The organism is Methylovulum psychrotolerans (assembly GCF_002923755.1).
GTDB lineage: Bacteria > Pseudomonadota > Gammaproteobacteria > Methylococcales > Methylomonadaceae > Methylovulum > Methylovulum psychrotolerans.
The window spans coordinates 37,909-63,059 of record NZ_PGFZ01000005.1 but is presented as its reverse complement, the minus strand read 5'-3'; the positions used below and the strand labels follow the sequence as shown (position 1 = coordinate 63,059).

Annotated in this window: 29 protein-coding genes and 1 pseudogene; 14 read left to right on the top strand and 16 right to left on the bottom strand. The window is 54.6% G+C overall.

The window, feature by feature from the left end; translation table 11 throughout:
* Nucleotides 1–157 precede the first annotated feature (157 nt).
* Nucleotides 158–1,429: pseudogene (locus AADEFJLK_RS25570) on the top strand (IS1634 family transposase).
* A 69-nt stretch (nucleotides 1,430–1,498) separates the two neighbouring features.
* A complete protein-coding gene (locus tag AADEFJLK_RS12115) occupies nucleotides 1,499–1,738 on the top strand; it encodes a hypothetical protein (protein ID WP_103974467.1) in 240 nt (79 codons plus the stop codon).
* A 51-nt stretch (nucleotides 1,739–1,789) separates the two neighbouring features.
* Here AADEFJLK_RS12115 and AADEFJLK_RS12110 read toward each other — a convergent pair whose 3' ends face one another.
* A complete protein-coding gene (locus tag AADEFJLK_RS12110) occupies nucleotides 1,790–2,680 on the bottom strand; it encodes an IS982 family transposase (RefSeq protein ID WP_103974466.1) in 891 nt (296 codons plus the stop codon).
* A gap of 121 nt (nucleotides 2,681–2,801) precedes the next feature.
* Between AADEFJLK_RS12110 and AADEFJLK_RS12105 the strand changes: the two genes are divergently transcribed.
* Nucleotides 2,802–3,218, top strand: coding sequence for a hypothetical protein (locus AADEFJLK_RS12105; RefSeq protein ID WP_103974465.1), 417 nt, complete (start codon nucleotides 2,802–2,804; stop codon nucleotides 3,216–3,218).
* Nucleotides 3,209–3,349: a hypothetical protein gene (locus AADEFJLK_RS24505; RefSeq protein ID WP_157679408.1), complete on the top strand. Its 141-nt coding sequence runs from the start codon at nucleotides 3,209–3,211 to the stop codon at nucleotides 3,347–3,349. Before AADEFJLK_RS12105 ends, AADEFJLK_RS24505 begins: the two co-directional genes overlap by 10 nt.
* On the opposite strand, the gene AADEFJLK_RS12100 is transcribed toward AADEFJLK_RS24505, so the two are convergent.
* From AADEFJLK_RS12100 to AADEFJLK_RS12080, 4 genes are all read right to left on the bottom strand, one after another.
* Nucleotides 3,317–5,125, bottom strand: coding sequence for a monovalent cation:proton antiporter-2 (CPA2) family protein (locus tag AADEFJLK_RS12100; RefSeq protein ID WP_103974464.1), 1,809 nt, complete (start codon nucleotides 5,123–5,125; stop codon nucleotides 3,317–3,319). The genes AADEFJLK_RS24505 and AADEFJLK_RS12100 overlap by 33 nt on opposite strands.
* Before the next feature lie 782 nt (nucleotides 5,126–5,907).
* Nucleotides 5,908–6,138 (bottom strand): DUF2171 domain-containing protein, encoded by a 231-nt coding sequence (locus tag AADEFJLK_RS12095; protein ID WP_103974463.1) that lies wholly within the window; start codon nucleotides 6,136–6,138, stop codon nucleotides 5,908–5,910.
* A gap of 179 nt (nucleotides 6,139–6,317) precedes the next feature.
* A complete protein-coding gene (locus tag AADEFJLK_RS12090; RefSeq protein WP_103974462.1) occupies nucleotides 6,318–7,283 on the bottom strand; it encodes a hypothetical protein in 966 nt (321 codons plus the stop codon).
* Between the two features lie 391 nt (nucleotides 7,284–7,674).
* On the bottom strand, nucleotides 7,675–7,926 hold the full coding sequence (locus AADEFJLK_RS12080) for a hypothetical protein (protein ID WP_103974460.1): 252 nt from the start codon (nucleotides 7,924–7,926) through the stop codon (nucleotides 7,675–7,677).
* Nucleotides 7,927–8,229: 303 nt separating this feature from the next.
* Here AADEFJLK_RS12080 and AADEFJLK_RS12075 point away from each other — a divergent pair, with 303 nt between their 5' ends.
* A complete protein-coding gene (locus AADEFJLK_RS12075; protein WP_103974459.1) occupies nucleotides 8,230–8,787 on the top strand; it encodes a ferritin-like domain-containing protein in 558 nt (185 codons plus the stop codon).
* Nucleotides 8,788–9,080: 293 nt separating this feature from the next.
* On the opposite strand, the gene AADEFJLK_RS12070 is transcribed toward AADEFJLK_RS12075, so the two are convergent.
* On the bottom strand, nucleotides 9,081–9,626 hold the full coding sequence (locus AADEFJLK_RS12070; protein ID WP_211299210.1) for a DUF6438 domain-containing protein: 546 nt from the start codon (nucleotides 9,624–9,626) through the stop codon (nucleotides 9,081–9,083).
* A 56-nt stretch (nucleotides 9,627–9,682) separates the two neighbouring features.
* Nucleotides 9,683–10,030 (bottom strand): hypothetical protein, encoded by a 348-nt coding sequence (locus AADEFJLK_RS12065; protein ID WP_103974457.1) that lies wholly within the window; start codon nucleotides 10,028–10,030, stop codon nucleotides 9,683–9,685.
* Nucleotides 10,031–10,573: 543 nt separating this feature from the next.
* Here AADEFJLK_RS12065 and AADEFJLK_RS12060 point away from each other — a divergent pair.
* A complete protein-coding gene (locus AADEFJLK_RS12060; protein ID WP_103974456.1) occupies nucleotides 10,574–11,470 on the top strand; it encodes a heme-binding protein in 897 nt (298 codons plus the stop codon).
* Between the two features lie 97 nt (nucleotides 11,471–11,567).
* Here the strand turns inward: AADEFJLK_RS12060 and murI are convergent, their stop codons facing one another.
* The gene (gene murI / locus AADEFJLK_RS12055; RefSeq protein ID WP_103974455.1) at nucleotides 11,568–12,392 is read right to left on the bottom strand and encodes a glutamate racemase; all 825 of its coding nucleotides are present in this window, start codon (nucleotides 12,390–12,392) and stop codon (nucleotides 11,568–11,570) included.
* Between the two features lie 541 nt (nucleotides 12,393–12,933).
* Here murI and AADEFJLK_RS12050 point away from each other — a divergent pair.
* The 5 genes from AADEFJLK_RS12050 to AADEFJLK_RS12030 all read left to right on the top strand — a co-directional run bounded on the left by AADEFJLK_RS12050 (nucleotide 12,934) and on the right by AADEFJLK_RS12030 (nucleotide 18,811).
* Entirely contained in the window at nucleotides 12,934–14,550 is a 1,617-nt protein-coding gene (locus AADEFJLK_RS12050; protein WP_103974454.1) for a coiled-coil domain-containing protein, read from the top strand.
* A 134-nt stretch (nucleotides 14,551–14,684) separates the two neighbouring features.
* The gene (locus AADEFJLK_RS12045) at nucleotides 14,685–15,248 is read left to right on the top strand and encodes a YceI family protein (protein WP_170065102.1); all 564 of its coding nucleotides are present in this window, start codon (nucleotides 14,685–14,687) and stop codon (nucleotides 15,246–15,248) included.
* Nucleotides 15,249–15,437: 189 nt separating this feature from the next.
* Entirely contained in the window at nucleotides 15,438–16,184 is a 747-nt protein-coding gene (locus tag AADEFJLK_RS12040) for a YceI family protein (protein WP_103974452.1), read from the top strand.
* Nucleotides 16,185–16,398: 214 nt separating this feature from the next.
* Nucleotides 16,399–16,938, top strand: coding sequence for a cytochrome b (locus AADEFJLK_RS12035; RefSeq protein WP_103974622.1), 540 nt, complete (start codon nucleotides 16,399–16,401; stop codon nucleotides 16,936–16,938).
* Nucleotides 16,939–17,170: 232 nt separating this feature from the next.
* Nucleotides 17,171–18,811 (top strand): phospholipase D family protein, encoded by a 1,641-nt coding sequence (locus AADEFJLK_RS12030; RefSeq protein ID WP_103974451.1) that lies wholly within the window; start codon nucleotides 17,171–17,173, stop codon nucleotides 18,809–18,811.
* A 422-nt stretch (nucleotides 18,812–19,233) separates the two neighbouring features.
* On the opposite strand, the gene AADEFJLK_RS12020 is transcribed toward AADEFJLK_RS12030, so the two are convergent.
* Together AADEFJLK_RS12020 and AADEFJLK_RS12015 are read right to left on the bottom strand one after the other, a co-directional pair.
* On the bottom strand, nucleotides 19,234–19,542 hold the full coding sequence (locus AADEFJLK_RS12020; RefSeq protein ID WP_103974450.1) for a helix-turn-helix domain-containing protein: 309 nt from the start codon (nucleotides 19,540–19,542) through the stop codon (nucleotides 19,234–19,236).
* Between the two features lies 1 nt (nucleotide 19,543).
* Nucleotides 19,544–19,840: a DNA-binding protein gene (locus AADEFJLK_RS12015; protein WP_088620936.1), complete on the bottom strand. Its 297-nt coding sequence runs from the start codon at nucleotides 19,838–19,840 to the stop codon at nucleotides 19,544–19,546.
* 216 nt (nucleotides 19,841–20,056) lie between these two features.
* Here AADEFJLK_RS12015 and AADEFJLK_RS12010 point away from each other — a divergent pair, with 216 nt between their 5' ends.
* Nucleotides 20,057–20,302, top strand: a complete 246-nt coding sequence (locus tag AADEFJLK_RS12010; protein WP_088621700.1) for a type II toxin-antitoxin system ParD family antitoxin — start codon at nucleotides 20,057–20,059, stop codon at nucleotides 20,300–20,302.
* Entirely contained in the window at nucleotides 20,302–20,610 is a 309-nt protein-coding gene (locus tag AADEFJLK_RS12005) for a type II toxin-antitoxin system RelE/ParE family toxin (RefSeq protein ID WP_103974449.1), read from the top strand. The genes AADEFJLK_RS12010 and AADEFJLK_RS12005 overlap by 1 nt, the downstream gene beginning before the upstream one ends.
* Before the next feature lie 125 nt (nucleotides 20,611–20,735).
* Here AADEFJLK_RS12005 and AADEFJLK_RS12000 read toward each other — a convergent pair whose 3' ends face one another.
* Both AADEFJLK_RS12000 and AADEFJLK_RS11995 read right to left on the bottom strand, forming a co-directional pair.
* Entirely contained in the window at nucleotides 20,736–21,398 is a 663-nt protein-coding gene (locus AADEFJLK_RS12000; protein ID WP_103974448.1) for a glycosyltransferase family protein, read from the bottom strand.
* A 9-nt stretch (nucleotides 21,399–21,407) separates the two neighbouring features.
* Nucleotides 21,408–21,998: a hypothetical protein gene (locus AADEFJLK_RS11995; protein ID WP_103974447.1), complete on the bottom strand. Its 591-nt coding sequence runs from the start codon at nucleotides 21,996–21,998 to the stop codon at nucleotides 21,408–21,410.
* Between the two features lie 38 nt (nucleotides 21,999–22,036).
* Here AADEFJLK_RS11995 and AADEFJLK_RS11990 point away from each other — a divergent pair, with 38 nt between their 5' ends.
* Nucleotides 22,037–22,297 carry a hypothetical protein gene (locus tag AADEFJLK_RS11990; protein WP_103974446.1) on the top strand — a complete coding sequence of 87 codons (261 nt, stop codon included), beginning with the start codon at nucleotides 22,037–22,039 and terminating at the stop codon, nucleotides 22,295–22,297.
* Nucleotides 22,298–22,352: 55 nt separating this feature from the next.
* Here the strand turns inward: AADEFJLK_RS11990 and AADEFJLK_RS11985 are convergent, their stop codons facing one another.
* The 4 genes from AADEFJLK_RS11985 to AADEFJLK_RS11965 all read right to left on the bottom strand — a co-directional run.
* The gene (locus tag AADEFJLK_RS11985) at nucleotides 22,353–22,664 is read right to left on the bottom strand and encodes a hypothetical protein (protein ID WP_103974445.1); all 312 of its coding nucleotides are present in this window, start codon (nucleotides 22,662–22,664) and stop codon (nucleotides 22,353–22,355) included.
* Nucleotides 22,665–22,891: 227 nt separating this feature from the next.
* On the bottom strand, nucleotides 22,892–23,410 hold the full coding sequence (locus AADEFJLK_RS11980; RefSeq protein ID WP_103974444.1) for a hypothetical protein: 519 nt from the start codon (nucleotides 23,408–23,410) through the stop codon (nucleotides 22,892–22,894).
* An 814-nt stretch (nucleotides 23,411–24,224) separates the two neighbouring features.
* Nucleotides 24,225–24,791, bottom strand: coding sequence for an IS1595 family transposase (locus AADEFJLK_RS11970; RefSeq protein ID WP_088619416.1), 567 nt, complete (start codon nucleotides 24,789–24,791; stop codon nucleotides 24,225–24,227).
* An 11-nt stretch (nucleotides 24,792–24,802) separates the two neighbouring features.
* A partial coding sequence (locus tag AADEFJLK_RS11965) for a transposase (RefSeq protein WP_103974621.1) occupies nucleotides 24,803–25,151 on the bottom strand: 349 nt, incomplete at its 5' end.

Sequence of the window (25,151 nt, the reverse complement as noted above, 5' to 3'; positions counted from 1 at the left end):
TGTTGGGTGGCGAGCGAGTGACCAGGACGGCTGGGGCAGCCGAAGGCATAAGCGGTCGCGTGATTTTTGCTGATTGACCGGCAAGGATGCCGAAGCAATCTTTCGCAAAAATAGCGACTCCCCTTCTCCTGCCCGTCAAACCGGGGCGGCCTGAGGCATGGCCCGGTTTGACGGAAATCAACGGCGTGACTTTGGCTGTTTACGCAGAAGGGGGTGGAGGGTAAGAAAACCTACACTTGTAAGGGGGGAGGAGGGCGTCATCCGCATCACGAAAGGCTATAGCCGCGACCACCGCCCCGACCTGAACCAGGCCGTGTTGCAGCTGGTCTGCGAACGGCAGGCAGGGATCCCGATCCTGATGCAGGCCTTGGACGGCAACAACAGCGACAAGGCCAGCTTCCGCGAGATGGCCCAAGCCCATACCGGACAGATGCGGTCGGGCTTTGGCGTGGAAATCCTGGTGGCGGACAGCGCCCTCTACACCGCCGGGACGCTGAAAGGCCTGGAGGGGATCGGGTGGGTCACGCGGGTGCCGGAAACCTTGGAGCTGGCTTGCGCCGTCATCCGTGACGTGGCGCCCGACCTGATGGCCGACCCCTCACAAACGGCATACCGCGGCGTTTGTACGGACTATGCGGGGGTCAGGCAACGCTGGGTGGTCGTGTATTCGCCCGAAGCCCGCCGGCGCGCACTGAAAACGGTCGGCAAGCGCTGCCTCAAACAAAGCACGGACGAACTCGGGCGTTTCGGCAAGCTGTACGGGCAGGATTTCGCCTGTGAGGCCGATGCGTGCAAGGCATTGGCGGCGTTCGAAAAAAACCTGAAGATGACCTGCGTCACCGACGCGCACATCCAAGCGGAACCCCGCTTCAGCAGCAAAGGCCGCCCCGCCCAAGGGCGCGGCTCCGACTTTTTTGTTTACCGCATCGGCGGCGGCATGACCACCCTTTTATAGGAAAGGGTGCGCCGCCTGGAGCGTAAAAGCTGCTTCATCCTCGCCACCAACCAACTGGACGGCGGCCTCTTCCCGGGCGCGGAGCTCATTGCCGCCTACAAAGACCAGCAAAAGGTCGAGCGGGGCTTCCGTTTCCTCAAAGACCCCTTGTTCATGGCCTCCACCCTGTTCCTAAAATCCCCCAAACGGATCATGGCGCTCATGATGGTCATGACCCTTTGCCTGCTGGTCTATGCCGCCCTGGAACACCGCATCAGGGCCGCGCTCAAGGCACACAACCGGACATTCCCGAACCAGGCGGGCAAGCCCGCCAGCAACCCGAGCGTACGCTGGGTGTTCCAAGCCTTTGCGGGCATCCATGTGCTGGCGCTGGATGAAACACAGGCACTGGTGCTGAATTTGGGCGGGCACCATCGTACCTTGTTAAGCTTGCTTGGCAACCGGTATGAGGCTATTTATTCCGAAAGCGGGTAAAGGGTATGCGGAATGTCGGCTTTAGTATACGCCGTCCTTTCGCGTAATACTGGGTTTGGCTGAAGCATCTTGCTAATCAGGAAAAAAAATGCCGAAGGGACGTATGATGTCGTTTGGCGTGTCGCCAAAATGCGCATCCCCGAAAAATTGGAAAGGCACCGTCAGGACATACTCGAAATGGTCAGGGAGGCGTTGGCCGCACATAAAAGCCGCGGATTTATTGAGTGGGATCATGAAATAAAAACCGTCCACGTTGAGTTCGGCAACAGCATCATCAATTATAAACCCGGAGACATTATATGGATGTGAACAGCGCCCAATTCAAGCAACCATTTACCCATTTACGCGATGTTCGACTTTTTAGATTTGTACCAACCCCTCAAATTGGAGGGGTTGGTGGCGGCCCAGGCAACAATTCAGAAACACCCCTACGGTATGGGCAAGCAGCTTGCGGATGACACGGTTTGCCAAGTGCCAAAGGTTACGCGCCCTGATCCGTTCGATGTGGAACCTTTCGGTCAGTTGCCCGATAACGGTTTCAACCAACCTTCGGGTGGCCGTCAGTTGCCTGACGAAGGCCTTCGGGCGCGGGCCGTCCATGTTTTTCCGTAAGGGTGTCTGCAAGCTGATGCCCCGTTTTGCCAATTCTGAGTTGAGCCAAGGCCTGATATAGCCTTTGTCGCCAATCAGCCACCCGCCAAGCCCTTCGGCAAGTTCGGGGACGACATCGCGTTCGTCAATGGGGGCGTTGGCGAAGGCAAAACCGCAGATGATGCCGTTGCTGTCGGTCAAAAGGTGGCCTTCAAAACCGTAATACTTTTCATCCTTGGCGGCGCAGTAACCGTAACCCGCCTCCGTGCGGAAACAGCGGCTCCGGGCGGCGCGGGTGATCTTGCAAACGGGCATCGGGAAACCGTCAACCAAATGGACGGTGTTCGTGTCCGCCCCAAGTTGTCTGGCCAGTTGCCCAAGTATACGCCCCTTCACCACCCAAAGGTTCGCGGCTTGCTTGACAAAACTGCTGCGTGACCCTAAGTTAGGAAACAGGCCATGCCAATGGTTGCGGAAGTATTCCCAAATCCCTTTGTCTTGGTCTTTGCCCATAAATTCGCCGACAATCTCCATCGTAATGGCTTCGCAGTCACTCAGTTTGGTCGGGAAGCCCCGCTTCCTCAGCGGGTGGGGGGCCACTTTTTCATAGCAATCGCATACGCAACAATACACATAAATGATGAAATCTTCGACGGGCATGACGGCTTCTCCGGTAAGGTAGTTCGATTAACCTGAACCTAAGACAAGAATGCCACCCTTAAAATTTCACGCCCTAAAAAGTCGAACATCGCGTCCATTTAATTTTATAAAGGAAACTGCCATGGCTTTTGCTAATGAATATCTGACTGATGAACAGGAAAGAAAAAAATACGGTTCGGCCCACGTCACGATAGACCGTGAACGGGATGCCTGGTTGAGGCGAAGCGGCAACGGCGGCGCGGAAGGGCCAGAGTTTGTGGAGCTCCATTGGCAAAATGAAGAAATCAAGATGCATGCTTATGATCAGAGAAGAAAAAATGCCGAAGGGACGTATGATGTCGTTTGGCGTGTCGCCAAAATGCGCATCCCCGAAAAATTGGAAAGGCACCGTCAGGACATACTCGAAATGGTCAGGGAAGCGTTGGTCGCACATAAAAGCCGCGGATTTATTGAGTGGGATCATGAAATAAAAACCGTCCACGTTGAGTTCAACGACCGCATCATCAATTATAACCCCGGAGACATTATATGGATGTGAACAGCATCAAGACCGCCATCGCCCCAACCCATCACCTTAAAACGGGCGGCTTCATCCTGACGGAATGGGCAACTGTCAGGCAGAACCGCTTGCCCACCTTACTGCCCATCCTCCGCCGCATCATCCTGTAAAATCCGTTCCAACTCCGTCCGTTGAATCCGCGCAAAATTAACCAATGCCGATTCGTTATCAAAAAACGCGAACGAGGCTTTCAGGGCGGTATCGTCATAATCCCTAAACTGTGCGGCCTTGATGCGCATCTCCTCGGCACTGTTGCCCAGCGTCACCATAATGTGCTGCGCCATTGCCAGCGAGGAGTCGAAGATTTCCCGCTTGTAATAATCCACCCCCGCCTTGTCCAGCTCGTAAGCGTGGCGGCGGTTGTGGGCGCGGGCGAAGATTTTTAACTGCGGAAACTCGGCTTTAGCCAGTTTGACGATGGCCACGCTGGTTTCCGGGTCATCGACCGCGACCACCAATAACGACGCTTTCGCCGCTCCCGCGCTGTGCAGCAAATCCAAGCGCGAGGCATCGCCGAAATAGCCTTTAAAACCGAATTTACGCAACAGCTCGATTTGGTCGGGGTCTTTTTCCAGCACCGTCGCCTTAATGCCTTGGGCGGTCAAAAACCGTCCGATGACCTGACCAAAACGGCCAAAACCGGCAATGATAATGGCATTGCCCTCGGCGAAACGGTCATAATTTTGCTCCGGCAACACGCTCATAAAACGCGGCATGATAAAGCGGCTATACACCAGCATCAGCACCGGGGTGATGGCGATGGAAGTGGCGACCGCCAAAGTCAGCAAGTGCGCTTGCGCGGCGGGCAGAATCGCCAAGCCCCCGGCAAATTGGAACAGCACAAACGCAAACTCGCCGCCTTGCGCCAAGGCGAAAGCCACGCCCAAACCGTTTAGGCCGTTCAGCCCGAACAGCCGCGCCAGGATAAACAACAACAGGCCTTTGACGGTGATTAACAGCCCTATCGTCACACCTAAGCGCAACGGCTGCTCCGCGAACAGGCCAAAATCCATGCCCATACCGACGGAAATAAAGAACAAACCCAGCAACAGCCCCTTAAACGGCTCGATGTCGGTCTGCAAAACGTGGCGGTATTCGGAATTGGCCAACACCACGCCCGCGACAAACGCCCCCAACGCGGGCGACACCCCCACCGATTGCATCAGCAAGGTGATGCCCACCACCATCGCCAACGACAAGGCCGTGAACACCTCGCGCAAGCGGGTTCTGGCGACTTCGCGGAACAAATAGTGCGACAAATACCGTCCGGCGACCACTACCCCGGCAATGACGGCGGTGACCACCAGTGCTTGCAGCCAACCCGGCAAACTGGCGATCAGATTGGCGTGGTTCTGGATGGCGGCAGGCACACCATGCCGCGCCAGTAACGGCATGATGACCAGTATCGGAATGACGACAATATCTTGGAATAACAGCACGGCAAACGCGGTCTCGCCAATAGTGGTATCCATCAGCCGCGCCTCTTGCAACATCTGCAACACCAAAGCTGTGGACGACAGCGACAAGGCCATGCCCGCCGCCAAACTGAGTTGCCAAGAGTAGCCGAAAGCCATGCCGATGGCGGTAAACGCCGCGCTGGTCAGCAATACTTGCAAACCGCCTAAGCCGACTATGGCCTTACGCAAGCGCCACAGCGAAGCCGGTTCCAGTTCCAAGCCGATGATAAACAGCATCATCACCACGCCGAACTCGGCAAAGTGCATGATTTTCGTGGTATCGCCCATCAGCCCCAAACCGAACGGGCCGATAATGACCCCCGCCGCCAAATAGCCCAGCACCGAGCCGAGTTTAAAACGGCTCGCCAGCGGCACGACCACACAGGCCGCCACCAAGAAAATGAAAATGTTAAATAGACCGTTGTCCATAATCTGCTCCGGCAAATAAAAAAGGCATTGCTAGGGCGGCAGCACCGTTGCGCCCCAGAGCAAAGGTGTATCAGTAATAACAGAATACAGATTATTAGGCCATTGTGCAAAGGGCTTAAAAGGCGGGCGGCTCTGCATCAAAGTAAGCAATGCCTTTCACTCGATCATCAAGTTTTTCATAAAGTCACCTCTAAATAGTGGAAAAGATTAGCGAAGAGCTAAGGCTTGTCAAGGTAGACGGCTCCCTCCCCTGATGGGCGACTGCATGGATGCAGGAGGTAGAGCAACGCAGGAGCAGTTGCCGAGAGGGTTGGGGTGGGGAGAATAAAATCAATGACTTATACATATAGCTCAGAGATTTTAATCAGACTGATTTCAGTCCGTTTAATGAAAAAAGCCTTGTTTAGATTCTCCCCACCCCAGCCCTCCCCATCAGGGGAGGGAGCCGGATTCCATTGCAACTTATTGTTTTAAATTAATTTGTTAAAACTTTCAATACCCAGTAGCTGAACTATTTATCCGAATGTTAAAAACTTGATGATCGAGTTTCAGGATGCTTGCGTATACCTATGCTTCAAACGGTCAAGTTTTCGGTTTTTAGTAGGAGGGAGCGCGGGCATCTTGCCCGCCAGTTGCGGGCAAGATGCCCGCGCTCCAAAAACCGAAAACTTGACCGTTCAGAGCATATCTACAACAGGATAAACCCATGCACATAAAAAAGCCCCGACACCCAAGGTATCGGGGCTTTTTTAAAATGCTTAATCAGGCCTCTTGGGTATCTTTTACGCTACGGTTGACCACTCTTGCATAGCTTGGTCGCCCGGACGGTCTATTTTGACTTTGCCGTTCTCGGTTGAAATGACCCAAGCTAGCGGAATGTAATGGTGCTGGCCGGTTTTGTCTTTTGTCAGCTTAATGGTGCTGGCCCCTTCCATGTGGTCAACAACGGCAAATTGGCCGTTTTGGGAGCAAACAACGGGCATATCGGGTTTAATTTGGGCGGCATTAATCATGGTGGTTCTCCTAAGCTCAATCTGAGCGGGTAATAATTGCCCATGCCGGGTATCGGCATGGGATGGATGGACTATTTAATGCATGAACAACGCAATCAGGATAATAATGGGGATGGGGATGCCGAGAAAATACAAAAGGATTGAGCGCATAATTTTTCTCCTAAACAAGTGGGTTGTAATTACAGATCACGTTGCCGACCGCCGAATATAGCGGCGAAACTGGCGACAAAGGCGCCTATCAGCAACGAGATGAACAGCCAGAGCGAGGCATAAACAGAGGCTTTGCGGGTGGTATCGGCAACGGTTTTCGCCGTTGTTTCTTGCTCATGCAGCCTTGCCTGCAAACGCTCATAGACGCTATTGACCCGCAGCTCTGCACTTTGCTGGCTCAGGCCAGTGCGTTGTGCGACCACTTGGCCGACATAGCGGCTGTCTTCTTGCGGCAATGCTCCGGTTAGGACGGCATTTTTAAAAATACGGCCCACTTCGGCGGTGAATTCATCTCTGTTTGGCTTAGCTGGCGGCATGGGCGGCGGGAGGGTTTCGGACTCTGCTATAGCAGGGTCAGCTAGGGCAGGCACATTTGGGTCTTTGCGGAACAAGGCATCGACGAAGTAACCCATCACACCGTTGTCATGCCGGCCTTTTTCGGCATGTACGGCTGCCATGTCGCCCATGGCGGCAGCGCCGATGTGTGCCCCGCCACTAACGATTGAGCCGATCACTGTCGTGAGCAGCGCGGCGGTCGCCAGCGAGGCAATGGCCCAAGCCAGGAAGCCATGCGCGGTGTCGCGGAAATAAACCTCATCGGTATGCACGTCCAGCCATTTTGTCCTGAGCCTGCCCGCAAGATAACCGCCCATACCCGAAGCAATCAGCTGGGTGACGATCAGCCACAAAATGGTCGAGACACCAAAAGCCGCCGCGCTTACGCCGTTATATGACCAAGGCGATACCGAGGACAGCCCTAAGCCTATCCCTAACATCAACAGGATGAGCGACAAAGCCGCCGCCGCCGCTGCCCCCGCCATAATGGCACCCCAAGACGCGGCACTAGACCCGGCTTGCAGGGGTTCCTGGCAACAGGTGGACGGGTCATCCGCGTACCCGAAGGTGTCCGCGCTTAATAAATCAGAAGGAGTCATAATGTATTTCCAAGCAAGTGGGTTTAGAAAATTTTGCACGATGTGCAACGGCCTATCTGTTCGCTTCCGTACATATCAATGGCTAATTTGCCGGGCGAAAACCCTAGCGGATGGTTGTTCCGTTAGCGGTTATTATCGGTATTACCCAAAAATTGGCGTTCATTTTGCACCTCAGCGTGTTCAACCCCACCCCAGCCCTCTCGGCAACCGCTCCTGCGTTGCTCTACCTCCTGCATCCATGCAGTCGCCCTTCGCAGGGGAGGGAGCGAACGGCTTCCCCGTCGTACAGGCGAAAGTTAGAGGAAAAAGCCCCTCCCCCTGACAAGGGGGAGGTTGGGAGGGGGTTGCCGTACTTTCGCCTGTACAACAGATTTTATTTCATGCACGTTCCTTAATGCGCCAATTTTATGGGCGGCAGCTTAGTGATGCCGATATTGCCGTCAGCTTGTATGGCCGGCAGTTTGGTGACTGCAACGTCGGCATCGAGTTTAACGGCGATGGGTTTGTCAACAATCCAATAAAGGGCAATGGGCTTATCCGTGGCGACATTCAAGTTCACGGTAAGCGGATAACACGCCGATAACAAACAAGCCCCACATAGTGCCAATTGCCCTTTAAAAAATAGGCGAAGCGTTTTATTCATATCATCACCTGATTAGCAAAGGGCTTTAAGTGCTTCATAGGGTATCGCTCTAGTATGGCAAGTGCCGTCAAGGGTAACTGAACCGTCCCGCAATACAGGATGGCGGCCTAAGGCTAGGTTATGGCCTTGCAAACACTTTAACCGGAAAACTCAGCGGAGTCGGTACGGTACAGCACAATAGGCCGGGGTGGTTGCAGACGGGGCGGCTTCGCTTTATGCGGCACAACGCACCGACCATACGGGCTTTTGCCGCTAGTATCCACGCCTTATCCACCCTTTAACAAACCCCTAAGAGAGAACACAATGACAAACCAATTCGTGATGACCGATACCCCTACCCTGCGCCAACGCGCCCGCCAACATATTGAAGCGGGTGCGGTGACGGTAGGCTATGGCGCCGACCGGGAGGCCGTCCTTACCTTGCTGAATGGTGCGCTGGCGACTGAGATTGTGTGCATGTTGCGCTACCGCCGCCATCATTTTATGGTGCGGGGCATCCACTCCCAGGCGGTGGCCGAAGAATTCCTGATGCACTCGAACGAAGAACAAGGACATGCCGACCTGCTGGCCGAACGCATCGTCCAACTGGGCGGCGAACCCAATTTTTCACCCGAAGGTTTATTGGCCCGCAGCCATGCCGAATATGTGGAAGGGGTGACTTTGGTGGATATGATTAAGGAAAATCTTGTGGCGGAGCGGATAGCCATCGACAGTTATCGGGAAGTTATCCAGTATTTGGGCAACCAAGACCCGACCACCCAGCGCTTGCTGGAATCTATCCTTGCGGTGGAGGAAGAACATGCCGATGATTTGGCCGACTTATTGTTTGCCATGCCGCCGGAACAGACGGCTGGCCACTAAAGACCGCGCATGAAATAAAATCTGTTGCACAGGTGAAAGTACGGCAATCCCCTCCCAGCCTCCACGTTCCATGGGCGAAGCCGCAAGGGTGGGGGCGGTAATGGGTGATGATACCGCCCAGCCGAGTATGCTCAGGACGCAGGGCAGGTTTTTGTTGCGCACGGTTTTACGGTTTGGGGCTAGGCCTTTGGAGGGGCTAGTGGTGCTGCTCAGAAGGGGCTAGGTAGTTGCCATCGTGTGGCATGAAGGGTTAAATGCGGCTAAAAACACTGATTTGCCCAGCCGCACTGGCTTTAATCGGGTATGTCTATGGGCAATGAGTCAAAATCTAATGCACAGCCTTGCCCTTTGTTTACCGGATCGTTTTCAGGAAAACAAAGCCAGTTTTTAATGGGGGTCATCTGATTCAGGGGATAAGTCAAATTGTCGATATAAAGACCTAGGGCATGACGCACCGATATTTCACCCTGATATTGGAGCTGAACCGCGACATAACTGTCGTGCGGATATAACTCTCCATATTTATCAAGGGCTTCCCATTTTTTAAAAATTTTATCTATCTTTTTGTAAATTGCGATTAATTGTTGCACTTGCTGGGGCGTGATTTTCGCCTCACGGTCGCCTATAACATTAACTTTGACATCGCCATGGTAATGCACCAAGCCGTCTTCATAAATTTCAATGGTATAGGCTGTGTGAGGCCCATCAATAGTTATTCCGCCAGTTAGAATAGTCAGCACAGGCGGCACTTTGGCGAAGCTGTTGGCCGGAACCCCAAAAATTAGCCATAGGCTGAGGTAAATTAAGTGGGTAAAGTGCATTGGGGTAGGTTTAGACATAGCGTTCTCTCAAATTAATACCATAAATTGTAATTGCTGCTTAAGTCCGCAACACTTTAACCCTCAATAGGACACAACGTGTGCATCGGGTTTTTTTTCGGGTAGCACAGCCATTTTTCTATAGGGCTTATGGGTTTTAGATAAGCAAATGCCTGATGAATAACAGAGCCATAAATTTCAACAGGCTCGCCTTCGTATTGAAATTTAATTAAGCCGACGCTGCTATAGCCAGCATGTTCAGGCCCTTCTAAGCCAACCGATTTCCTTTCTGCATAAACATTTTGGTATTTGGTAAGTAGCTCCTGTACTTGTCCGGGCGAAATTTTGGCATAGCGGTCGGCGCGGACATAGACATCGTTAACCCCCCCTTCTATTTTCTTCAACGCCCCCTGCCCTGCCGCCAAGGGCTGTCAGCTCAGTTAAGCCCCTAAGACAGCATTTGCCTGCGCTTGCCCAGTTTTGGCGTGAATGGCTAAAAAAAAGCCCTGTAGCCACGCTATCGTTAAAAAAACCAGTCATTATTTTACCTTAAATATCAATAATATAAACAATTGGTTTTTAATAGTGTGGAAAATTCACCTTTTAAGTGGGTAATTGTTAATTTAACCGACCAATTTGTTGTTGTATAGTCTCTAAAAAATCGCTTTATGTCTATAAAAAAGGGCTTTATGGGCTGTCAGTAATTAATAAGACTATTGTTAGGTAAGCCATCCACTGTAACGCCCGCCCCTTTTTGACCCGGCCACTATTATACAGATCCGGTGCAAGTATCCGTAGCTGCACCGAATTGTCGCTGACGGCATAACAGCACCCAAGAAATCTATGGCGTTCGCCATAACCAGCGGCTCCACCCCCGGCCTACTGAACCACAACGGTAGATGCGCAGTGGGTGAAACCGTTATACCCCTCCGTTTATTTTTGCCAAACCGACCTAATGAGGAGATATGATGAGCTATCAACAAGATGCAACGAATCCTAGCGACGATGTACCGACCAATTGGGCGACCGCCTCGCGCTTAGGGCCGCTTCAGGACTTGCCCGGCTTTTGGGAAGGCACAGGCTTTAGCCTGATTGCCCGGCCTAATTTTTCCGGCGGTAACCCCAACAAAATCTTTTTACAACTGAACCTATTGCGGGAATCGCTAGAAATCACCACCATCGGCTCCCCTGTGACAGACCGTGGCAGTCTTCAAGATGACATCAGCATTTATGGCCTGAATTATCTGCATCGGGTCACGGATGGGGTAACGGGTGCGCCCTTACATATTGAGCCGGGCCAATGGCTGTATATCCCGCCCACCAGCGAGCCTAAGGCGGATGCCAGTGTCGTCAGGCAGGGCTGCATACCGCACGGCAACGCTTTTTGTTCGGTGGGGTTTTCGGAAAATGCGGTGTTTGAAGGTTTGCCGGACATTCCGCCCGCCAATACCGTGCCTTTTGCCATAGGCGCGACCCCGCCGCCAGCGGGCACGAAAAACCCGTTTATAGAATATGATTTGAGTGTGCCCAGCCCGTTCCGTTCCGATAACTTAGCCGCACAAATCACCCAAGCCTTAGTTAACGACCCTAACCAGATGCTTAGGGACGATCTTATTGGCCAAAAACCGCTGAAAATCGTCCGCTTGATTACCATGACCCCACCCGCAGGCGGCATCGGCAATATCCCCTTCATCACCTCCAACGCCGATGCCGGCAGCGTCGAGTCGGTGTTCGCCATCGAAACCATGGCAACGCCTAACGGGCAGACCTTTTTGCAGTTGCAATACTCGCAAACCGTCCTGCTTAACTTTAACGGCATGAGCTTCCCGCATGTCACGGTCGGCACGCTGATCAAAGCTTTTTAAGCCTGTCCGAGCCACCGCCCTAAGTAACCGCTTATAATCATGCAACCTTTTTAGCTCCGCTTGCCCTGAGCGAAACAGTCTTACCCTAGGCCTGCGCCTAACAAACGCTATGCACCTCAACACTGGCCCCCCAGAGCAGAGAGACGAGGGCGTGGGCTTGGTCGGCGGAGCCGGTGGTGAAAAAACGCGCTTGGGGGATGTTAGTATCATCCCCTGGGTTCAGGCTGCCCGCCAAACGGTGCTGGAGTTGCCGCGCCACCGCCGCCGAGGATTCGACAATGGCGACACCGGGGCCAACTAGCTTGCGGATCTGCGGCTCCAAAAACGGGTAATGGGTGCAGCCCAACACCAACGTGTCGGCTCCGGCGCTGAGCAGGGGCGCAAGATAATGCTCAAGAAGCTGGCGCGTAAAGTCGCTGTCGGCATCGCCCCGCTCGACCTGTTCGACCAGACCGGGGCAAGGTTGCAGCATGATGCGGGTGTCTTGGCCGTATAAGCGGCAGAGCTGGGCGACCGACGGGCTTTCTAGCGTCCTGCGGGTGGCGAGTACGCCAACCACCCGCGATTGGCTCAGTTCGACGGCGGGCTTGATGGCCGGTTCCATTGCCACAATCGGCAAGGGATATAAGGCGCGGAGTTTTTTGATGGCGACCACGGTGGCGGTGTTGCAGGCGACGACAATGGCTTTGGCGTTGGCGCTGACCAAAAACTGCGCCATCGCCAACGCCCGGTCTTCGATAAAGCTGGCGTGGCGGTCGCCGTAAGGGGCGTTGGCGGAGTCGGCGACATAGAGCAGATGTTCTTGCGGCAACGCTTGGCGCACCGCTTTCAGGACTGACAAACCGCCCACCCCCGAATCGAACACGCCAATGGGCGCGGTCGGCGATGGCACAGGGATGTGGTGGGCTTTAGCTGTCGTCATAATCGGCTTTATCAGAACGGGGTAAGGTATCTGGGTTTATCAGGGCTAGGAAATATCCCCCAGTGGGGCATTTTCCGAGCAATTTTTGTGGGATATGTTACCGCCAATACCCTTGCCTTGCCAGTCTTCGGCGGAGGCTAGGAGGGGTTGCCGTAGTTTCGCCTGTGCAATAGGTTTTATTTTCTGCACATTCCTTAGGAATGTGCAGAAAATAACCTCGTTGTTTAAAGTCCGCAGCAAAAAAACGCCCCTCGGTTAAGCTAAAGACGGTAGAGACGTTGCAGTGCAACGTCTCTACAACAGATTTTATTTCATGCACAATCATAAATTGTTGTTAAATAATCACAAAAAATTTGAGCGCAGCACTGCCGCTGTTCCGGTTTTGCGCCGCCATCCGTATCCCAAACACGCCCCCTAACTAAAAAATTACCCGAATAAAACCATTAAGCTGGCGTTAATTCTCGCTGTTTTATCCTGATAGCCGCATTACCCCGCCGCATCCCCCGTGCGGCACCTTTTGACCCCAACCTCCAAGGCTCTCATGAAAACAGTATTACTTATCGCCACCTTAAGCGTGGCGGCATTGGCAGCGACCTCGTGCGACACCGCCAACCGCGACACCCCAGCCCCGCAGGCACAGGCCACAGCCACCCCGCCCGAACCGCAACCTCCAGACAGCACCGCCACTGTCACAGAATCTAAGCCGTTAGTGTCTGATTTACCCGCAACGCCGCCGCCCGCTAGCGAATTAGCCGAGCAGGACGGACAGCCCAGCTGGGAAGCGCAAGTGCTGGCCACTGAACAGCAGGCGCAACAGCAAGCCCGCGCCCAACAAGAACATGAAGCCCGGCAGCAGGCCGTCCAACAGGCACAAGCGCGTCTACAAGCCATCCGCGAGCAAGCCGCTTTAGCCAGAGAGCGCACCGCTGCCACCGCCCAACCGCAAGCCTTAGCCTTGCCGCTGCCCGCCGCCACCTACCCGCAACACGCCTGCCAAACCCAGCCGTCGCCCAAACACTCTACCCGCCATCATCGCCGCAAACTCAGCCGCGCCCAACGGCAAGCCGCCGCGTTGCGCGAAGAGCAACGGCTGGCGAAAGAACGGCGAATTAGAGACTTGTCTGATCAAGAATACCACTTCAAACAACAAGCTGAAGCGGCGCAAGCACAGGCAAAAGCCCTGGCAGAAGAACAGGAAAAACTCCGCAAACAGCAGCAAGAAGAAATCAAACGCTTTGAAGAACTGGCTAAAAAAGACCGCGAAGCCCAAGAGCAGCATTACCGCGAAGAACAGGCGCAACGCGAACGCCAGGTGCAGGCTTTGAAAGACCAACAGGAGCAATTGCGCAAGCTGGAGGAAGAAAACAAACGCCTTGAGGAAAAAGCCAAGAAAGACCGCGAAGCCCAAGAACAGCATTTCCGCGAGGAACAGGCGCAACGCGAGCGCGAGCGCGAAGCGCGGGATAAATCGTCAAAAGACCAACAGGAGCAATTGCACAAGCTGGAGGAAGACAACAAACGCCGTGAGGAAAAAGCCAAAAAAGACCGCGAAGCCCAAGAGCAGCATGACCGCGAGGAACAGGCGCAACGCGAACGCGAAACGCAAGCGCGGGACAAAGCTTTAAAAGAGCAACAGGAGCAACAACATAAGTTGGAGGAAGACAGCAAACGCCGCGAAGAACAGGCCAAGAAAGACCGCGAAGCCCAAGAACAGCACTTCCGCGAGGAACAGGCGCAACGCGAGCGCGAGGCGCAAGCGCGGGACAAAGCGTTAAAAGAGCAGCAGGAGCAACAACATAAGTTGGAAGAAGAGAGCAAACGCCGTGAAGAGCAGGCCAAGAAAGACCGCGAAGCGCAGGAGCAGCGGTTCCGCGAGGAACAGGCGCAACGCGAGCGTGAGGCGCAAGCGCGGGACAAGGCTTTAAAAGAGCAGCAGGAGCAACAACGCAAACTGGAAGAAGAAAGCAAGCGCCGTGAAGAGCAGGCCAAGAAAGACCGTGAAGCGCAGGAGCAGCGGTTCCGCGAAGAACAGGCGCAACGCGAGCGCGAGGCGCAAGCGCGGGAAAAAGCCTTAAAAGAGCAACAAGAGCAACTGAACAAATTGGCGGAAGAAGCCAAACGCCGTGAAGAACAAGCGCGGAGCCAGATGCCGCATTAAGCCGTCCACTCTCCGCAAGCGGTAGGTGCAGGCCATCCCCTGCACCTACCGAAAACAGAAATCGCGTTTATGTGCAACTAAAAGGCCTTCGCCAAGGACAAAGGGGCTTTAATCCCTTACAAATGCAGGCTGATATGCACAAGTTTATCCCCTTATTGGCACTCTTATCTGCTCTGGCGACGAATGCCAGTGCCGCGCCCCAAACCTTAGTCAGCACAGACAGCCACATCGGCTTTACCGTCAAAGAAATGGGCGTACCGGTCGCCGGACAATTTAAACAGTTTACCGCCACCATTGCACTGGACCCGCTAAAACCGGAACAAGCATCCGCCGAAATACGCATTGACATCGGCTCGTTGAGCACAGGCACGGAAGAAGCGGATGCGATAGCCCTATCGCCGGACTGGTTGGACAAAGCCCACGCCCCCGTGGCGACGTTTAAGAGCGTGGCGGTACGCGCACTCGGCGACGGCGACTATCTGGCCGATGGCGTATTAAGCATCCGTAACCAAAACCGCGACCTTAGCGTCCGCTTTCACCGCGCCGCCCAGAGCGACGGCAAAACCGTCATCACAGGCGATTTTGTCATCAAGCGTTCTCAGTTTGGCATTGGCGGCGGGTTGTGGAATGAAGAAGGTGTCGTCGCGGAAGAAATACCCGTTAACGTCCGGCTGACCTTAGCCGCTCCGGCGCAATAAGCGGCGCTGGGCTTTAGGTCCGTATAGCCAGTGAAATCGGGCGGCACATATTAAGCAACCGCCCATTAACCATTTAACCTAACCGCCTCCCAAGCTCCGCGTTCCCTGAGCGACACCGCAAGGCCGCTCAGGAAACAAGGGGGGGGGTTAGTTAAAAAAATAGATGCACACCTACTCAGAGGAAGCCAAATGCAGATAAAAACCCCCCTGATGGCTTGGCGGCACATAACTGCCGCCTTTATCCTAAACGGCTGTAGCACATTAGCAACCACAACCCCATCGGATAGCGCCGCCGCCCAGCATAGCCAAGCGCCGGACATGCAAGCACGGTATGCCCAATGGGGACAAGCGGGCGGTAAAGTGTTTGCCTTAGACCCTCATGCCTCCCAAGTGCTGATCTACGCTTTCCGCGCAGGCCGTGCCGCCAAACTCGGCCATAACCACGTCCTGTCCGCCCCCGTGTTTACCGGTTTTTTTAACTGGCCTACTAGCGGTGCGCCAGCCTCGCGCTTTGATTTGGAATTTCGCCTCGACCAATTGGTGCTGGACAATCCTAAGCACCGTGCCGGGCTAGGCGGCAACTTTGCCGCCGTATTATCGCCCGAAGCCATAGCCGCCACCCGCGAACACATGCTGGGCGCAGACAATATGCAAGCCACCGCCTTCCCCTTCGTCCGTATCCATTCCCTGCAAATTGCCGGGGAAGCGCCGAAGTTTGCGGCAAAAATCGCAGTCGAACTGCACGGGCAAACCCGCGAAATGTGGCTGCCCCTCAATGTAGACGGCTTGCCCGAACGCCTTAGCGTCACTGGCGCGTTAGTGTTACGCCAAAGCGATTTTGGGGCGCAGCCATACTCGGTATTAGGCGGGATGCTGGCGGTGCAAGATGAACTGGTGGTTGAATTTACCCTACAAGGCGTGCCTGTCCGGCCCTAGAGCAAACCCTTGCCGCCTGATGCTGAATACCCCATTAAGGAACGGCCAGGAAATAAATCCGGCAAACCTTAAACGGCAGCGGCCTCGGAGCGCGGGCATCTTGCCCGCCCCTCCAAAGACGAAACCGCCGCACAATAGATTGACCAGACTTATTTTATCCACCTTCCTAAAGCCACGCCCCTTCCCTTTTATATCCACTACCCAGGAAATGACCATGACCACTACCCAACCACGCTACAACGCACCCGCCATGTTTCTGCATTGGCTAATGGCGTTATTACTGATTAGCTTGTTTGGCATCGGCCTGTATATGGCCGACCTGCCGCTGTCGCCGTGGAAACTCAAAATCTATTCCTGGCATAAATGGCTAGGGGTCAGCGCCTTTTTGCTGGTGTTGCTACGGCTGGTTTGGCGGTTTCGCCATCGGCAACCGCAACTGCCCGTCACCACCAGCCCGCTGATGCAGACCTCCGCCCATATCGGCCATGCCGCGCTATACCTGTTGATGGTGATCGTGCCCCTATCAGGCTGGCTGATGAGTTCCGCCAAAGGTTTCCAGACCGTGTATTTTGGTGTGTTGCCTATCCCTGATTTACTGGCAAAAGATCCGTCCTTAGGGGAGTTGCTGCAAGAGACCCACGAAATCCTTAACTACCTGTTCATCGGCTTGGTACTGATCCACCTCGCCGCCGCCCTTAAGCACCAATTTATCGACAAAGATAATGTCCTGGCGCGTATGCTCCCTGGGCGTTAAGGCTTACCATCATGGGGCGTGGGCATCTTGCCCGCTTCTTGCGGGTAAGATGCCCACGCCCCACTGATACCCCCATCAGCAAAAATACCCCGCCAATATCAGGACACTTGCCAGATAAAGGCATTTACTGCCACAATGTACTTATCCGCATTTATAAAGCCAGCATAGCGGCCATGATGAAAAACATCCAGACCTTCACGCCAAGCCCGCCGTGTAATAGGCTGATTTTATAATGGCAACGGTCGGCAAGCCCTTACAGTTCTGGACGCTTGACCAGACAACCTGGATAGCCGGACACTTGGGCTTGTGGCTTATCCTCCTGGCCGTATTATTGTGCCATGGCTGCGCGTCACTCCCCCCCGGTTACGGCTTACCCAAAACCGTCTCATCGGCTCTCACCCATCCCGAACAGACCCGGCTAGGCCAGCAGTTCAAGGCGGGTAGCCATCAACATAGCACTAACTCCGGCTTTCGGATGATCCAAGTGGGTGCAGACGGCTTTTGTATCCGAATGCAAATGATCGATGCCGCCGAGCGGACACTGGATGTCCAATATTATATTTTTCGGGGCGACACCTCCGGGCACTTACTCACTGACGCGGTGTTGCGGGCGGCGAAGCGCGGGGTGCGCGTGCGGGTGCTGGTCGATGACGGCGAAACGCGAGCCGGGGATGAGCAGCTTAACGTCTTCAATGCGCAGCCTTTGATCGAGTTACGCATATTCAACCCCTTCGCGTATCGCGGCCACACCACCCTGTTCCGATCCCTTGAATTCATGGCCAATGCGTCCCGGCTCGATTACCGGATGCACAATAAATTGCTCGTCGTTGACAATGCCGCCGCCCTGCTCGGCGGGCGCAACATCGGCGACCCGTTTTTTCAGATGAACCCCGAAAGCCAATTTGCCGATGACGATGTCTTTGCTGTCGGCCCCATTGTGCAAAAACTGTCCGCCTCGTTCGACGAATACTGGCACAGCGACTTAGCCATTCCGGCCACCGCCCTGACAGACCACAGCCCCGCACCCGACCCCGCAAACGGACAAGACCAGCCGACGACCAGTTCGGACAGGCTAATTTATAGCAAGCGGGCGGCCACCGGCGAGCCTTTTAACGGCATCCTCTCCGGGCGGTTGCCGCTGGTTTGGGCGGCTGCGCAACTGCTCTACGACAGCCCCGACAGAAAGCAACTGACCCAGGGCGCGGAGAATAGCCTGATGGAGCGGCAACTGGCCGATGCCATTAAGGCGGTACACACCGAGTTATTGATGGTCACCCCCTATCTGGTGCCTGACGGCGAAGGGATGCAGTTATTCCAGTCCCTGCGCCAACGCCAAGTCCGGGTACGCATTTTGACCAACTCCCTCGAAGCGGCGGTCGACGAATCCAGCATGTTATTGGCGCACTCAGGCTATAGGCACTACCGGATACCGCTGCTGGAACAAGGGGTGGAGCTTTACGAGGTACGCTCATTATTGGGCAACGTCAAAGGCAGCGGCGAAACGGCGCGGATAGCGCGGTATGGCAATTACGCCCTGCACGCCAAACTGTTTGTCTTCGACCGCCAGAAGCTGTTCTTAGGCTCCATGAACTTCGACCAACGCTCCATGCACCTGAATACCGAAATTGGCCTGATCATTGACAGCCCTGTCCTGGCCGAACAGCTTGCCGCGCGTTTCGCAGCGATGACCCAACCCGCCAACGCCTACCAACTGGTGTTACGCCCGGACGGCACGGCAGATTCGCCAACATTGCTCTGGCGCACCCAAGAACACGGCAAAGCCATTGACTACACCACCGAACCTTCCCGAAGCACCTGGCAAAAAGCCAAAGCCGGCTTGCTGTCGTTATTGCCGCTGGATACGGAGTTATGAGGCCGATCCGCAGGTTTTTCGCTCGATGTTCAAGTTTTTCATAAAACCCGCCCTGAAATTTTGTGCTGGTTCCCAAGCTCCGGCTTGGGAACCAGCCTACACGAAGCTCTTGCTTCGGGAATTTAAAAAAACTCAGCGGCTGCGCCAAAACCGCTTGCGGGTCTACCTGAACGGTGCCGGGAAATGTTTGTGTCCAGAATTCCCGAAGCGAGAGCTTCGGAAAGCAAGGTTCCCAAGCCCGGTAGGGTACGCTGTGCGTACCATTAAACGAATCCGGGCGCGTACTGATGTGGTTTTATACGGCACAGCAACGTGTTATTTGGTACGCACAGCGTACCCTACCGGGCTGTTGTGGGAATTTCCGATGGAGATACTTTGACAGTATTAACCAGCGATAAGGCGCATTCCGCATTCAAACAAAGCTACGCAGCGTCCAGCTCACCAATCAGCTCAGGGTGTTTGACGATAAGCCTTAACAGGCACACCACGCCACCGGGCGGGGCGAAACGGCCCTGTTCCCAATCACGCAGTGTCGCTACAGGCGTTTGGATGCGTTCGGCAAACGCTTGCTGGGACAAGCCTGTTGTGGCACGCGCCGAACGCACCAAAAGCTGTTCCGCCGTCGTCACCCTGCCCATGCCGGCCTGCATTTCAGACAGCCCCTGCCGAAGTCCGTCCAACGCCATGCCCGCGTCGGCCTCAATCGCCTGCGCTATTTTTTCAATGTCCATGTCACACCGCCTTTTTAATGTCGCTGGCAGGGATGTTGGCCTGATCCGCCTTTAGGTACAGCGTGACCAGCACCACCGTGCCTTGCTCAGTCAGGTTGAAATAAATCACGCGGACACCGCCGCGCTTGCCTTTGCCCTCTACCGACCAGCGGACTTTACGCGCACCCTCCGCGCCGGGGATGACATCGCCTGCCGTGGGATGCTCGGCAATCCAGGCGATAAACGCCATGCGCTCATCTTCAGACCCAATTTTTTCGGCCTGTTTTTGGAAAGTTGGGGTTTCGATGACGGTTCGCATAGCATTTATTATGCGGGATTCCCGTATAATGTCAAGCCTAAGGCGGTGTTGATAATGCCATGACAGGGTGCTATGCTTTGCCCAGCCCGGTAGGGTACGCTGTGCGTACCATTAAACGAATCCGGGCGCGTACTGATGTGGTTTTATACGGCACAGCAACGTGTTATTTGGTACGCACAGCGTACCCTACCGGGCTATTTGCAAGAGGATAAACCAATGGCAACCATAAACCTATCTGTACCAGACCCCATGAAAGACTGGGTGCAATCCCAAGTTGAAACGGGCGTTTACGCCAATAGCAGCGATTATATGCGCGATCTGATCCGCAAAGACCAAGAGCGGCACGCTAAAACCGCCGCCTTACAGAAAGCCATTACCGAAGGCTTAGAAAGCGGCCTAAGCGAGCAAGCGTTTACTGACATTATTGCCCACGCCCGCCAGAGCATGAAAGAACCCACCTGATGGGACGCTATCTTTTTTCTAACCAAGCCGCCGCCGACCTCGCCGACCTATACTGCTACGGTTATGCGCATCACGGTGAACAGCAAGCGGATGCTTATGCCGAGTCCTTGCGGCAAACCTGCCACCTGTTAGCCGACTACGCATTAATGAACAGGGAGCGGCATGAATTTATGCCGCCTGTCCATATCCATCACCATCAGCAACACCTCATTGTTTATAGGGTGGAGTTCGACCACATCGTTATTGTCAGGTTTTTGCACAACCGCATGGATATTCAGCGGCATTTAGAAGACCAATACGACAGCTAACAAAAGCAACGCGGTAAGGCGCAACAGAACAAGCGGCGACATCTTCCGAGCCTCTTCAACGTCCTTACAAAAGTTGGCAACAGCTTGAATAGCAAGCCAATACCACTTTCAGGTTAAAAGCCGCCTCACAGATCAGGATGATAATCCACAATCGCCCCCTCGAACCGCGCCCAAGCCTTTAGCTCCGTACCTATCGGCTTAACGGCTTTAACAAAGCGCTGGCGCACTTCCGTTTGCCCGGATAGCTGCTCTTGTTGGGGGTGCTTGACGTAGTAATAGCCGATGTAGGGGATATGTACCGCACCCTGGGTCAGTGCCGCCTCGGCTTTCATAATCCACTCAATCCCGCAACCGTGCTGTTGTGCCAAGGCCAACGACCGCGCGGTGACGTATTCGCTTCTGACCGCGACCAGATGGTGCATGGCGGCGGGGTAGCGGAGCAGTTCGTTATAGGTCGGGCAAGCCAAGCCTTGGCGGGCGATACCGTCGGTGCATTGCACCATACAATCGGTAAACGCCACCCCCAAGCTGTTGCCTTCCAAAGCCGCCAGACACAAACGCAGGGCATCGGGGGCGATGGTATCGTCGTCATCGACAAAAGCCACTACCTCGTCGAGCTGCATGGCGGCGTAACGGGCGGCGATAAAACCGTCCAAATCGGTGTCTAGCGGAATGACGACATGGCGGCAACGCTCGGTCAGCGCGGCTTGCACCGAGGCGAGACAGGCAGACGCATCACGCGGATGACGGCTGTTAGTGTGGGTGACAACAGTTAAGCTGAGGCTCATGATAGGTTCCTAAGGCAGTTTTTCGACGGTGACTAAGGCATTCAGATACACGTCGTCATAACTGGTATCGCCCGAATAATACACGGCGACACTGATGGCTTGGGCGGGGGTTAAGGCGTTGACGATAAACTCGTCATGCCAATCCAGGGCAGGGTCGGGTAAGTAAGAACTAGCCCACGTCGAATTATGGCGGGTACGCGGCATAATCGCGGCATCGATATAAGTGCCGTATTTGCCGTAAGTGTAATAAAAACCGTCTATCGGGACGACATTGTTTTGCACCACGACCCGATAAAAGCCGCTGTCGCCAAGGACAAGGGTCTGGTCGCCGGTATTCCACTCGGCAGCGGCGGATGTGGCCAGCACCGTGCCGGTAAAGCTACTGAAATCACTGCCGTCGGCAGGGTAAAGCGTGGTGGAGGTGAGGCTGACAATCATAAGGGCGGGCTCGCTGGGCGTAAGAAGCAGATAGCCATAGTGTAGGCAACCGCCCGCGTGCCGAACCGGGGGATTTTCCGATACCGCTCCGGCCACACTAAAAACCCGTTGCTTTCCCGTTAGGCCGTCTGTATCGTGTAAGGCCTGACTGGCGATAGGCATTTACCGCGCCGATACCGATAATGTGTTGAGGGGGATTGATGATGAAAAAACTAGGGCGGGGCGTTCTGATAGTCAGTCTGTGTGTTGGGGTCTCGGTACAGGCGCAGCCTAAGCCCGGCCACGCCAATGGCCATGCCCCCGGTGTGTCTGCCGCCGCCCATCCGCCGCGCCACAGCGGCGCAGTGCGTGAGCGCGAAAGCCAAGGCCTACGCGATAAGGCCGCAAACCGCCCCGAAGTGCGCCCGCAGCCTTATCCCTATTTCCCTAACAATGCCGTCTTGCCGCCGCTGTCCAGATAAGCGGCGGCGGGCAGGTGTTGCGTGGGGCCGACCACAGTGACCGGCCCATTGGTGCTTACTTGCCTGCGTCTTCTGCTGGTGCTTCTGCTGGTGCTTCCGTCACTTCTTTAGGTTTTTGTTCTGGTGCCTTAACTGCTTCGGTCCGGGCTTCTGGCAAGACTTCCGGTTGCGCCTTGGCTTGCTCAGGTTGTTTTTTGCTAGCATCTGCCGGAGCGGTTTTGTGCTTGTCATGATGGGCTTTAGGCTTTTCCGCCGCTGGCGCTTCTTTCGTCACCGCCGCTTTTGGTGCTTCGGCCGCCCCCGCTGACGTTACGCAAGCGAACAGGCTAGACAAACTCAAAGCACTAATAAACAAGAAATTTTTCATACTAATCATCCTAAAATAAGAGAGAGGGAAGAGGCTTAAGAAGGCAGGCTCCCAAAGCCGCACCGTTATCACCAGTGCGGGCATATCATAAAAAAACCTGGCTTAACGGCAGCTTAATGGTTTTTTATTTTAGTGATTTTTTTTTGCATATAAAAAATGGCTGACATGGTGGTACGCACAGCGCGTGGAGCGCGGGCATCTTGCCCGCAACAGCCGCTTAACAAGCGTCAGTTGCCCCCGTTGCAAGCCCGCAGCACACCCAAAGCCTGCCCATAGAAATGCTCCCGGATACGCGGGTCTCTAGCCAAAGCCAGCGCATCGTCATCCAGCAGACTCAGCGGGTCTACCGCAATATCAAAGAATTCGCTCTCAGGCCGGAATTTTGCCCATGCCCAGCCCAGCCGTTCCAGATAAGTAGGGAGCATCATTGCCAGAGCCGGGTTATCCATCGCCAACAGCACCGCAATCGCCTGATAACGCGCCGACTGCTTATAATTTTTCTTGCGGTAAAAGTACAGCCCGGCATCATCATAAGCCTCGACAACGTGCACTGAAGTGGCGGGTAGCCGCCGCGCCGACTGCATTGAGAGCCGCACCCACGTTAGCGCCGCATCGTAACGGGACAGCTCAAATTGCCTATAAGCCACCGCCCGTTGTTGGTCGGCCAGTTCCGCCCATTTCGCGGGGTAGTCGATGGCAACACAGCCGACCAGCAGCGGCAAAAACAAGGTAAGAAGAACACGCATAAGGGTAGCCTAAAGTGATGGGCATTGCGGCGGGTTTAAACGAAGCCGCCAACAGGCGGCGTGTCCTGCTGCCCGACCCGTTAGGCCCAGCAAAACACCCGCCGCGAATACACTAGCCAAGACTATAAACGGTTGGCCTTTCCTTGGCTTGATAGCCGCCGATAAAACAGAGTTGCAGCAATTGCCCCGGAAAGTAAACCGAAAGACAGAGGGAGTATTAATTGGGACAAATGCCCAACCAAACCCCCAGATCCCAAAACCAGAAAACCTATTAAAATAAAAGCGCTTATGGCTAGCGACTCAAAGAAAAACGCTATTCTTGTACAGGGTATGCGATCATCAAATCCGCATTCGGGTTTTGCGGTAGTGAACGTCTCAAAAAGGCTCATGCCAATAAGTGCCACGCAACAAAAAACCCCAAACGCCAACATGACGTTGATTACCCATCTGCCCCCCATATCCATATTGCCTCCAAACTAAGGTAAAGGTTACGCTGCGTAGCTTGTTTTTATGCCGTATTTCACGAAAAATGGCAATGCTTGGTGAGGCCTAAGGCGGACTCGGCGGGGGAGGTGTTGACAGTGAATATTGACTAGACCAATAACATTAGCCAACGTATAGAGTCCGGCGTTAAGCAAACGACAGGTTAAGCGTTGGCGCACACGGTTATATCGTGCAATGGCTGAAGACCATTGCACTCCGTTCGGTGCGGCCTCTCCAGTGGAGTGCAAAGGTCTTTAGCCTTTGCCGAGGGCTTTAGCAAACCAAATCCTAACCGCCCGCCGCCCGCGTAGCCCGCTATTTATTTCTGGCTCTATATGGGTTTCGGGGTCTTTTTAACTAAAACAGCCAGTAACGAAGACAGCAAGCTTTTCCCGCGTTTTCTGACATTATGGACAAACTCAAAAAAGCTCAGGTACAGGGGCAACTTGGCCTGTGATATGCCGCGATGCGGGCGTAGCCAGGAACGCAGCAGCGACCAGAAGCCTTCCATGGTGTTTGAATGGACTTCGCAAAAACTGTCGCCGTCCTCGTCACGGGCATATTCCCCCGCCGAATGGTTGACCGTCTTATGCGGGTAACCCCAAGCCTCCAAGCGGCTATAGATGTTGTATTCGTCGGTATAGATTTGTGTGCCGGGCATAATGGTTTGTAAGATCAAGGGTTTGATGGTGGGCTGTTGCACGTTTTCGAGCATCCTGATGACGACTTCACCTGTGCGCTGGATCATGCCGAAGACGGGCGGCTTCTCGGTCTCCGCCGTGCCACGCCCCGGTGCACCTTTTAGGCGGCGGCAACGGGGCTTCCTTCCGGCTTTGGCAACTTTGTCCGGCTGGCCTTTATGGCCCGCCACGATGTAGACTTCGTCGCATTCGACCACGCCGGACAGGGTTACCCGCTCTTTTTTTTATCCAGACCTAAGCGCAAGTGTTCTGTCATATACTGCAAGTCGTCCTTGTTCAAATCCAATTCGTGGGCGATCTGCTGGTTGGACAGGTTCAGCCCCATGAAATACAGGCATAGCACCCAGGCCGACAGCGGCTGATGATGCCCTGACAGCACGGTTTCGGTCAAGTCGTCGAAACGTTTGTTGCAAGCCTTGCATTGGTAACGCTGGCAAAGGCGTTGCGGACTGTCGAAGCCGCGCCGGATCGTGTCGCCGCTGTCGCAATGGGGGCAGGTGACACCGTCTGCCCAACGTAACTGGCGGATGGTCGCGTAACACTGGGCTTCGCTGACT

Excerpts from the sequence above, each read along its gene's own strand:
- AADEFJLK_RS12110 (WP_103974466.1), bottom strand. The coding sequence starts at position 2,680 with ATGCCCGTCGAAGATTTCATCATTTATGTGTATTGTTGCGTATGCGAT.
- AADEFJLK_RS12105 (WP_103974465.1), top strand. The coding sequence starts at position 2,802 with ATGGCTTTTGCTAATGAATATCTGACTGATGAACAGGAAAGAAAAAAA.
- AADEFJLK_RS24505 (WP_157679408.1), top strand. The coding sequence starts at position 3,209 with ATGGATGTGAACAGCATCAAGACCGCCATCGCCCCAACCCATCACCTT.
- AADEFJLK_RS12100 (WP_103974464.1), bottom strand. The coding sequence starts at position 5,125 with ATGGACAACGGTCTATTTAACATTTTCATTTTCTTGGTGGCGGCCTGT.
- AADEFJLK_RS12095 (WP_103974463.1), bottom strand. The coding sequence starts at position 6,138 with ATGATTAATGCCGCCCAAATTAAACCCGATATGCCCGTTGTTTGCTCC.
- AADEFJLK_RS12090 (WP_103974462.1), bottom strand. The coding sequence starts at position 7,283 with ATGACTCCTTCTGATTTATTAAGCGCGGACACCTTCGGGTACGCGGAT.
- AADEFJLK_RS12080 (WP_103974460.1), bottom strand. The coding sequence starts at position 7,926 with ATGAATAAAACGCTTCGCCTATTTTTTAAAGGGCAATTGGCACTATGT.
- AADEFJLK_RS12075 (WP_103974459.1), top strand. The coding sequence starts at position 8,230 with ATGACAAACCAATTCGTGATGACCGATACCCCTACCCTGCGCCAACGC.
- AADEFJLK_RS12070 (WP_211299210.1), bottom strand. The coding sequence starts at position 9,626 with ATGTCTAAACCTACCCCAATGCACTTTACCCACTTAATTTACCTCAGC.
- AADEFJLK_RS12060 (WP_103974456.1), top strand. The coding sequence starts at position 10,574 with ATGAGCTATCAACAAGATGCAACGAATCCTAGCGACGATGTACCGACC.
- murI (WP_103974455.1), bottom strand. The coding sequence starts at position 12,392 with ATGACGACAGCTAAAGCCCACCACATCCCTGTGCCATCGCCGACCGCG.
- AADEFJLK_RS12050 (WP_103974454.1), top strand. The coding sequence starts at position 12,934 with ATGAAAACAGTATTACTTATCGCCACCTTAAGCGTGGCGGCATTGGCA.
- AADEFJLK_RS12045 (WP_170065102.1), top strand. The coding sequence starts at position 14,685 with ATGCACAAGTTTATCCCCTTATTGGCACTCTTATCTGCTCTGGCGACG.
- AADEFJLK_RS12040 (WP_103974452.1), top strand. The coding sequence starts at position 15,438 with ATGCAGATAAAAACCCCCCTGATGGCTTGGCGGCACATAACTGCCGCC.
- AADEFJLK_RS12035 (WP_103974622.1), top strand. The coding sequence starts at position 16,399 with ATGACCACTACCCAACCACGCTACAACGCACCCGCCATGTTTCTGCAT.
- AADEFJLK_RS12030 (WP_103974451.1), top strand. The coding sequence starts at position 17,171 with ATGGCAACGGTCGGCAAGCCCTTACAGTTCTGGACGCTTGACCAGACA.
- AADEFJLK_RS12020 (WP_103974450.1), bottom strand. The coding sequence starts at position 19,542 with ATGGACATTGAAAAAATAGCGCAGGCGATTGAGGCCGACGCGGGCATG.
- AADEFJLK_RS12015 (WP_088620936.1), bottom strand. The coding sequence starts at position 19,840 with ATGCGAACCGTCATCGAAACCCCAACTTTCCAAAAACAGGCCGAAAAA.
- AADEFJLK_RS12010 (WP_088621700.1), top strand. The coding sequence starts at position 20,057 with ATGGCAACCATAAACCTATCTGTACCAGACCCCATGAAAGACTGGGTG.
- AADEFJLK_RS12005 (WP_103974449.1), top strand. The coding sequence starts at position 20,302 with ATGGGACGCTATCTTTTTTCTAACCAAGCCGCCGCCGACCTCGCCGAC.
- AADEFJLK_RS12000 (WP_103974448.1), bottom strand. The coding sequence starts at position 21,398 with ATGAGCCTCAGCTTAACTGTTGTCACCCACACTAACAGCCGTCATCCG.
- AADEFJLK_RS11995 (WP_103974447.1), bottom strand. The coding sequence starts at position 21,998 with ATGCCTATCGCCAGTCAGGCCTTACACGATACAGACGGCCTAACGGGA.
- AADEFJLK_RS11990 (WP_103974446.1), top strand. The coding sequence starts at position 22,037 with ATGATGAAAAAACTAGGGCGGGGCGTTCTGATAGTCAGTCTGTGTGTT.
- AADEFJLK_RS11985 (WP_103974445.1), bottom strand. The coding sequence starts at position 22,664 with ATGAAAAATTTCTTGTTTATTAGTGCTTTGAGTTTGTCTAGCCTGTTC.
- AADEFJLK_RS11980 (WP_103974444.1), bottom strand. The coding sequence starts at position 23,410 with ATGCGTGTTCTTCTTACCTTGTTTTTGCCGCTGCTGGTCGGCTGTGTT.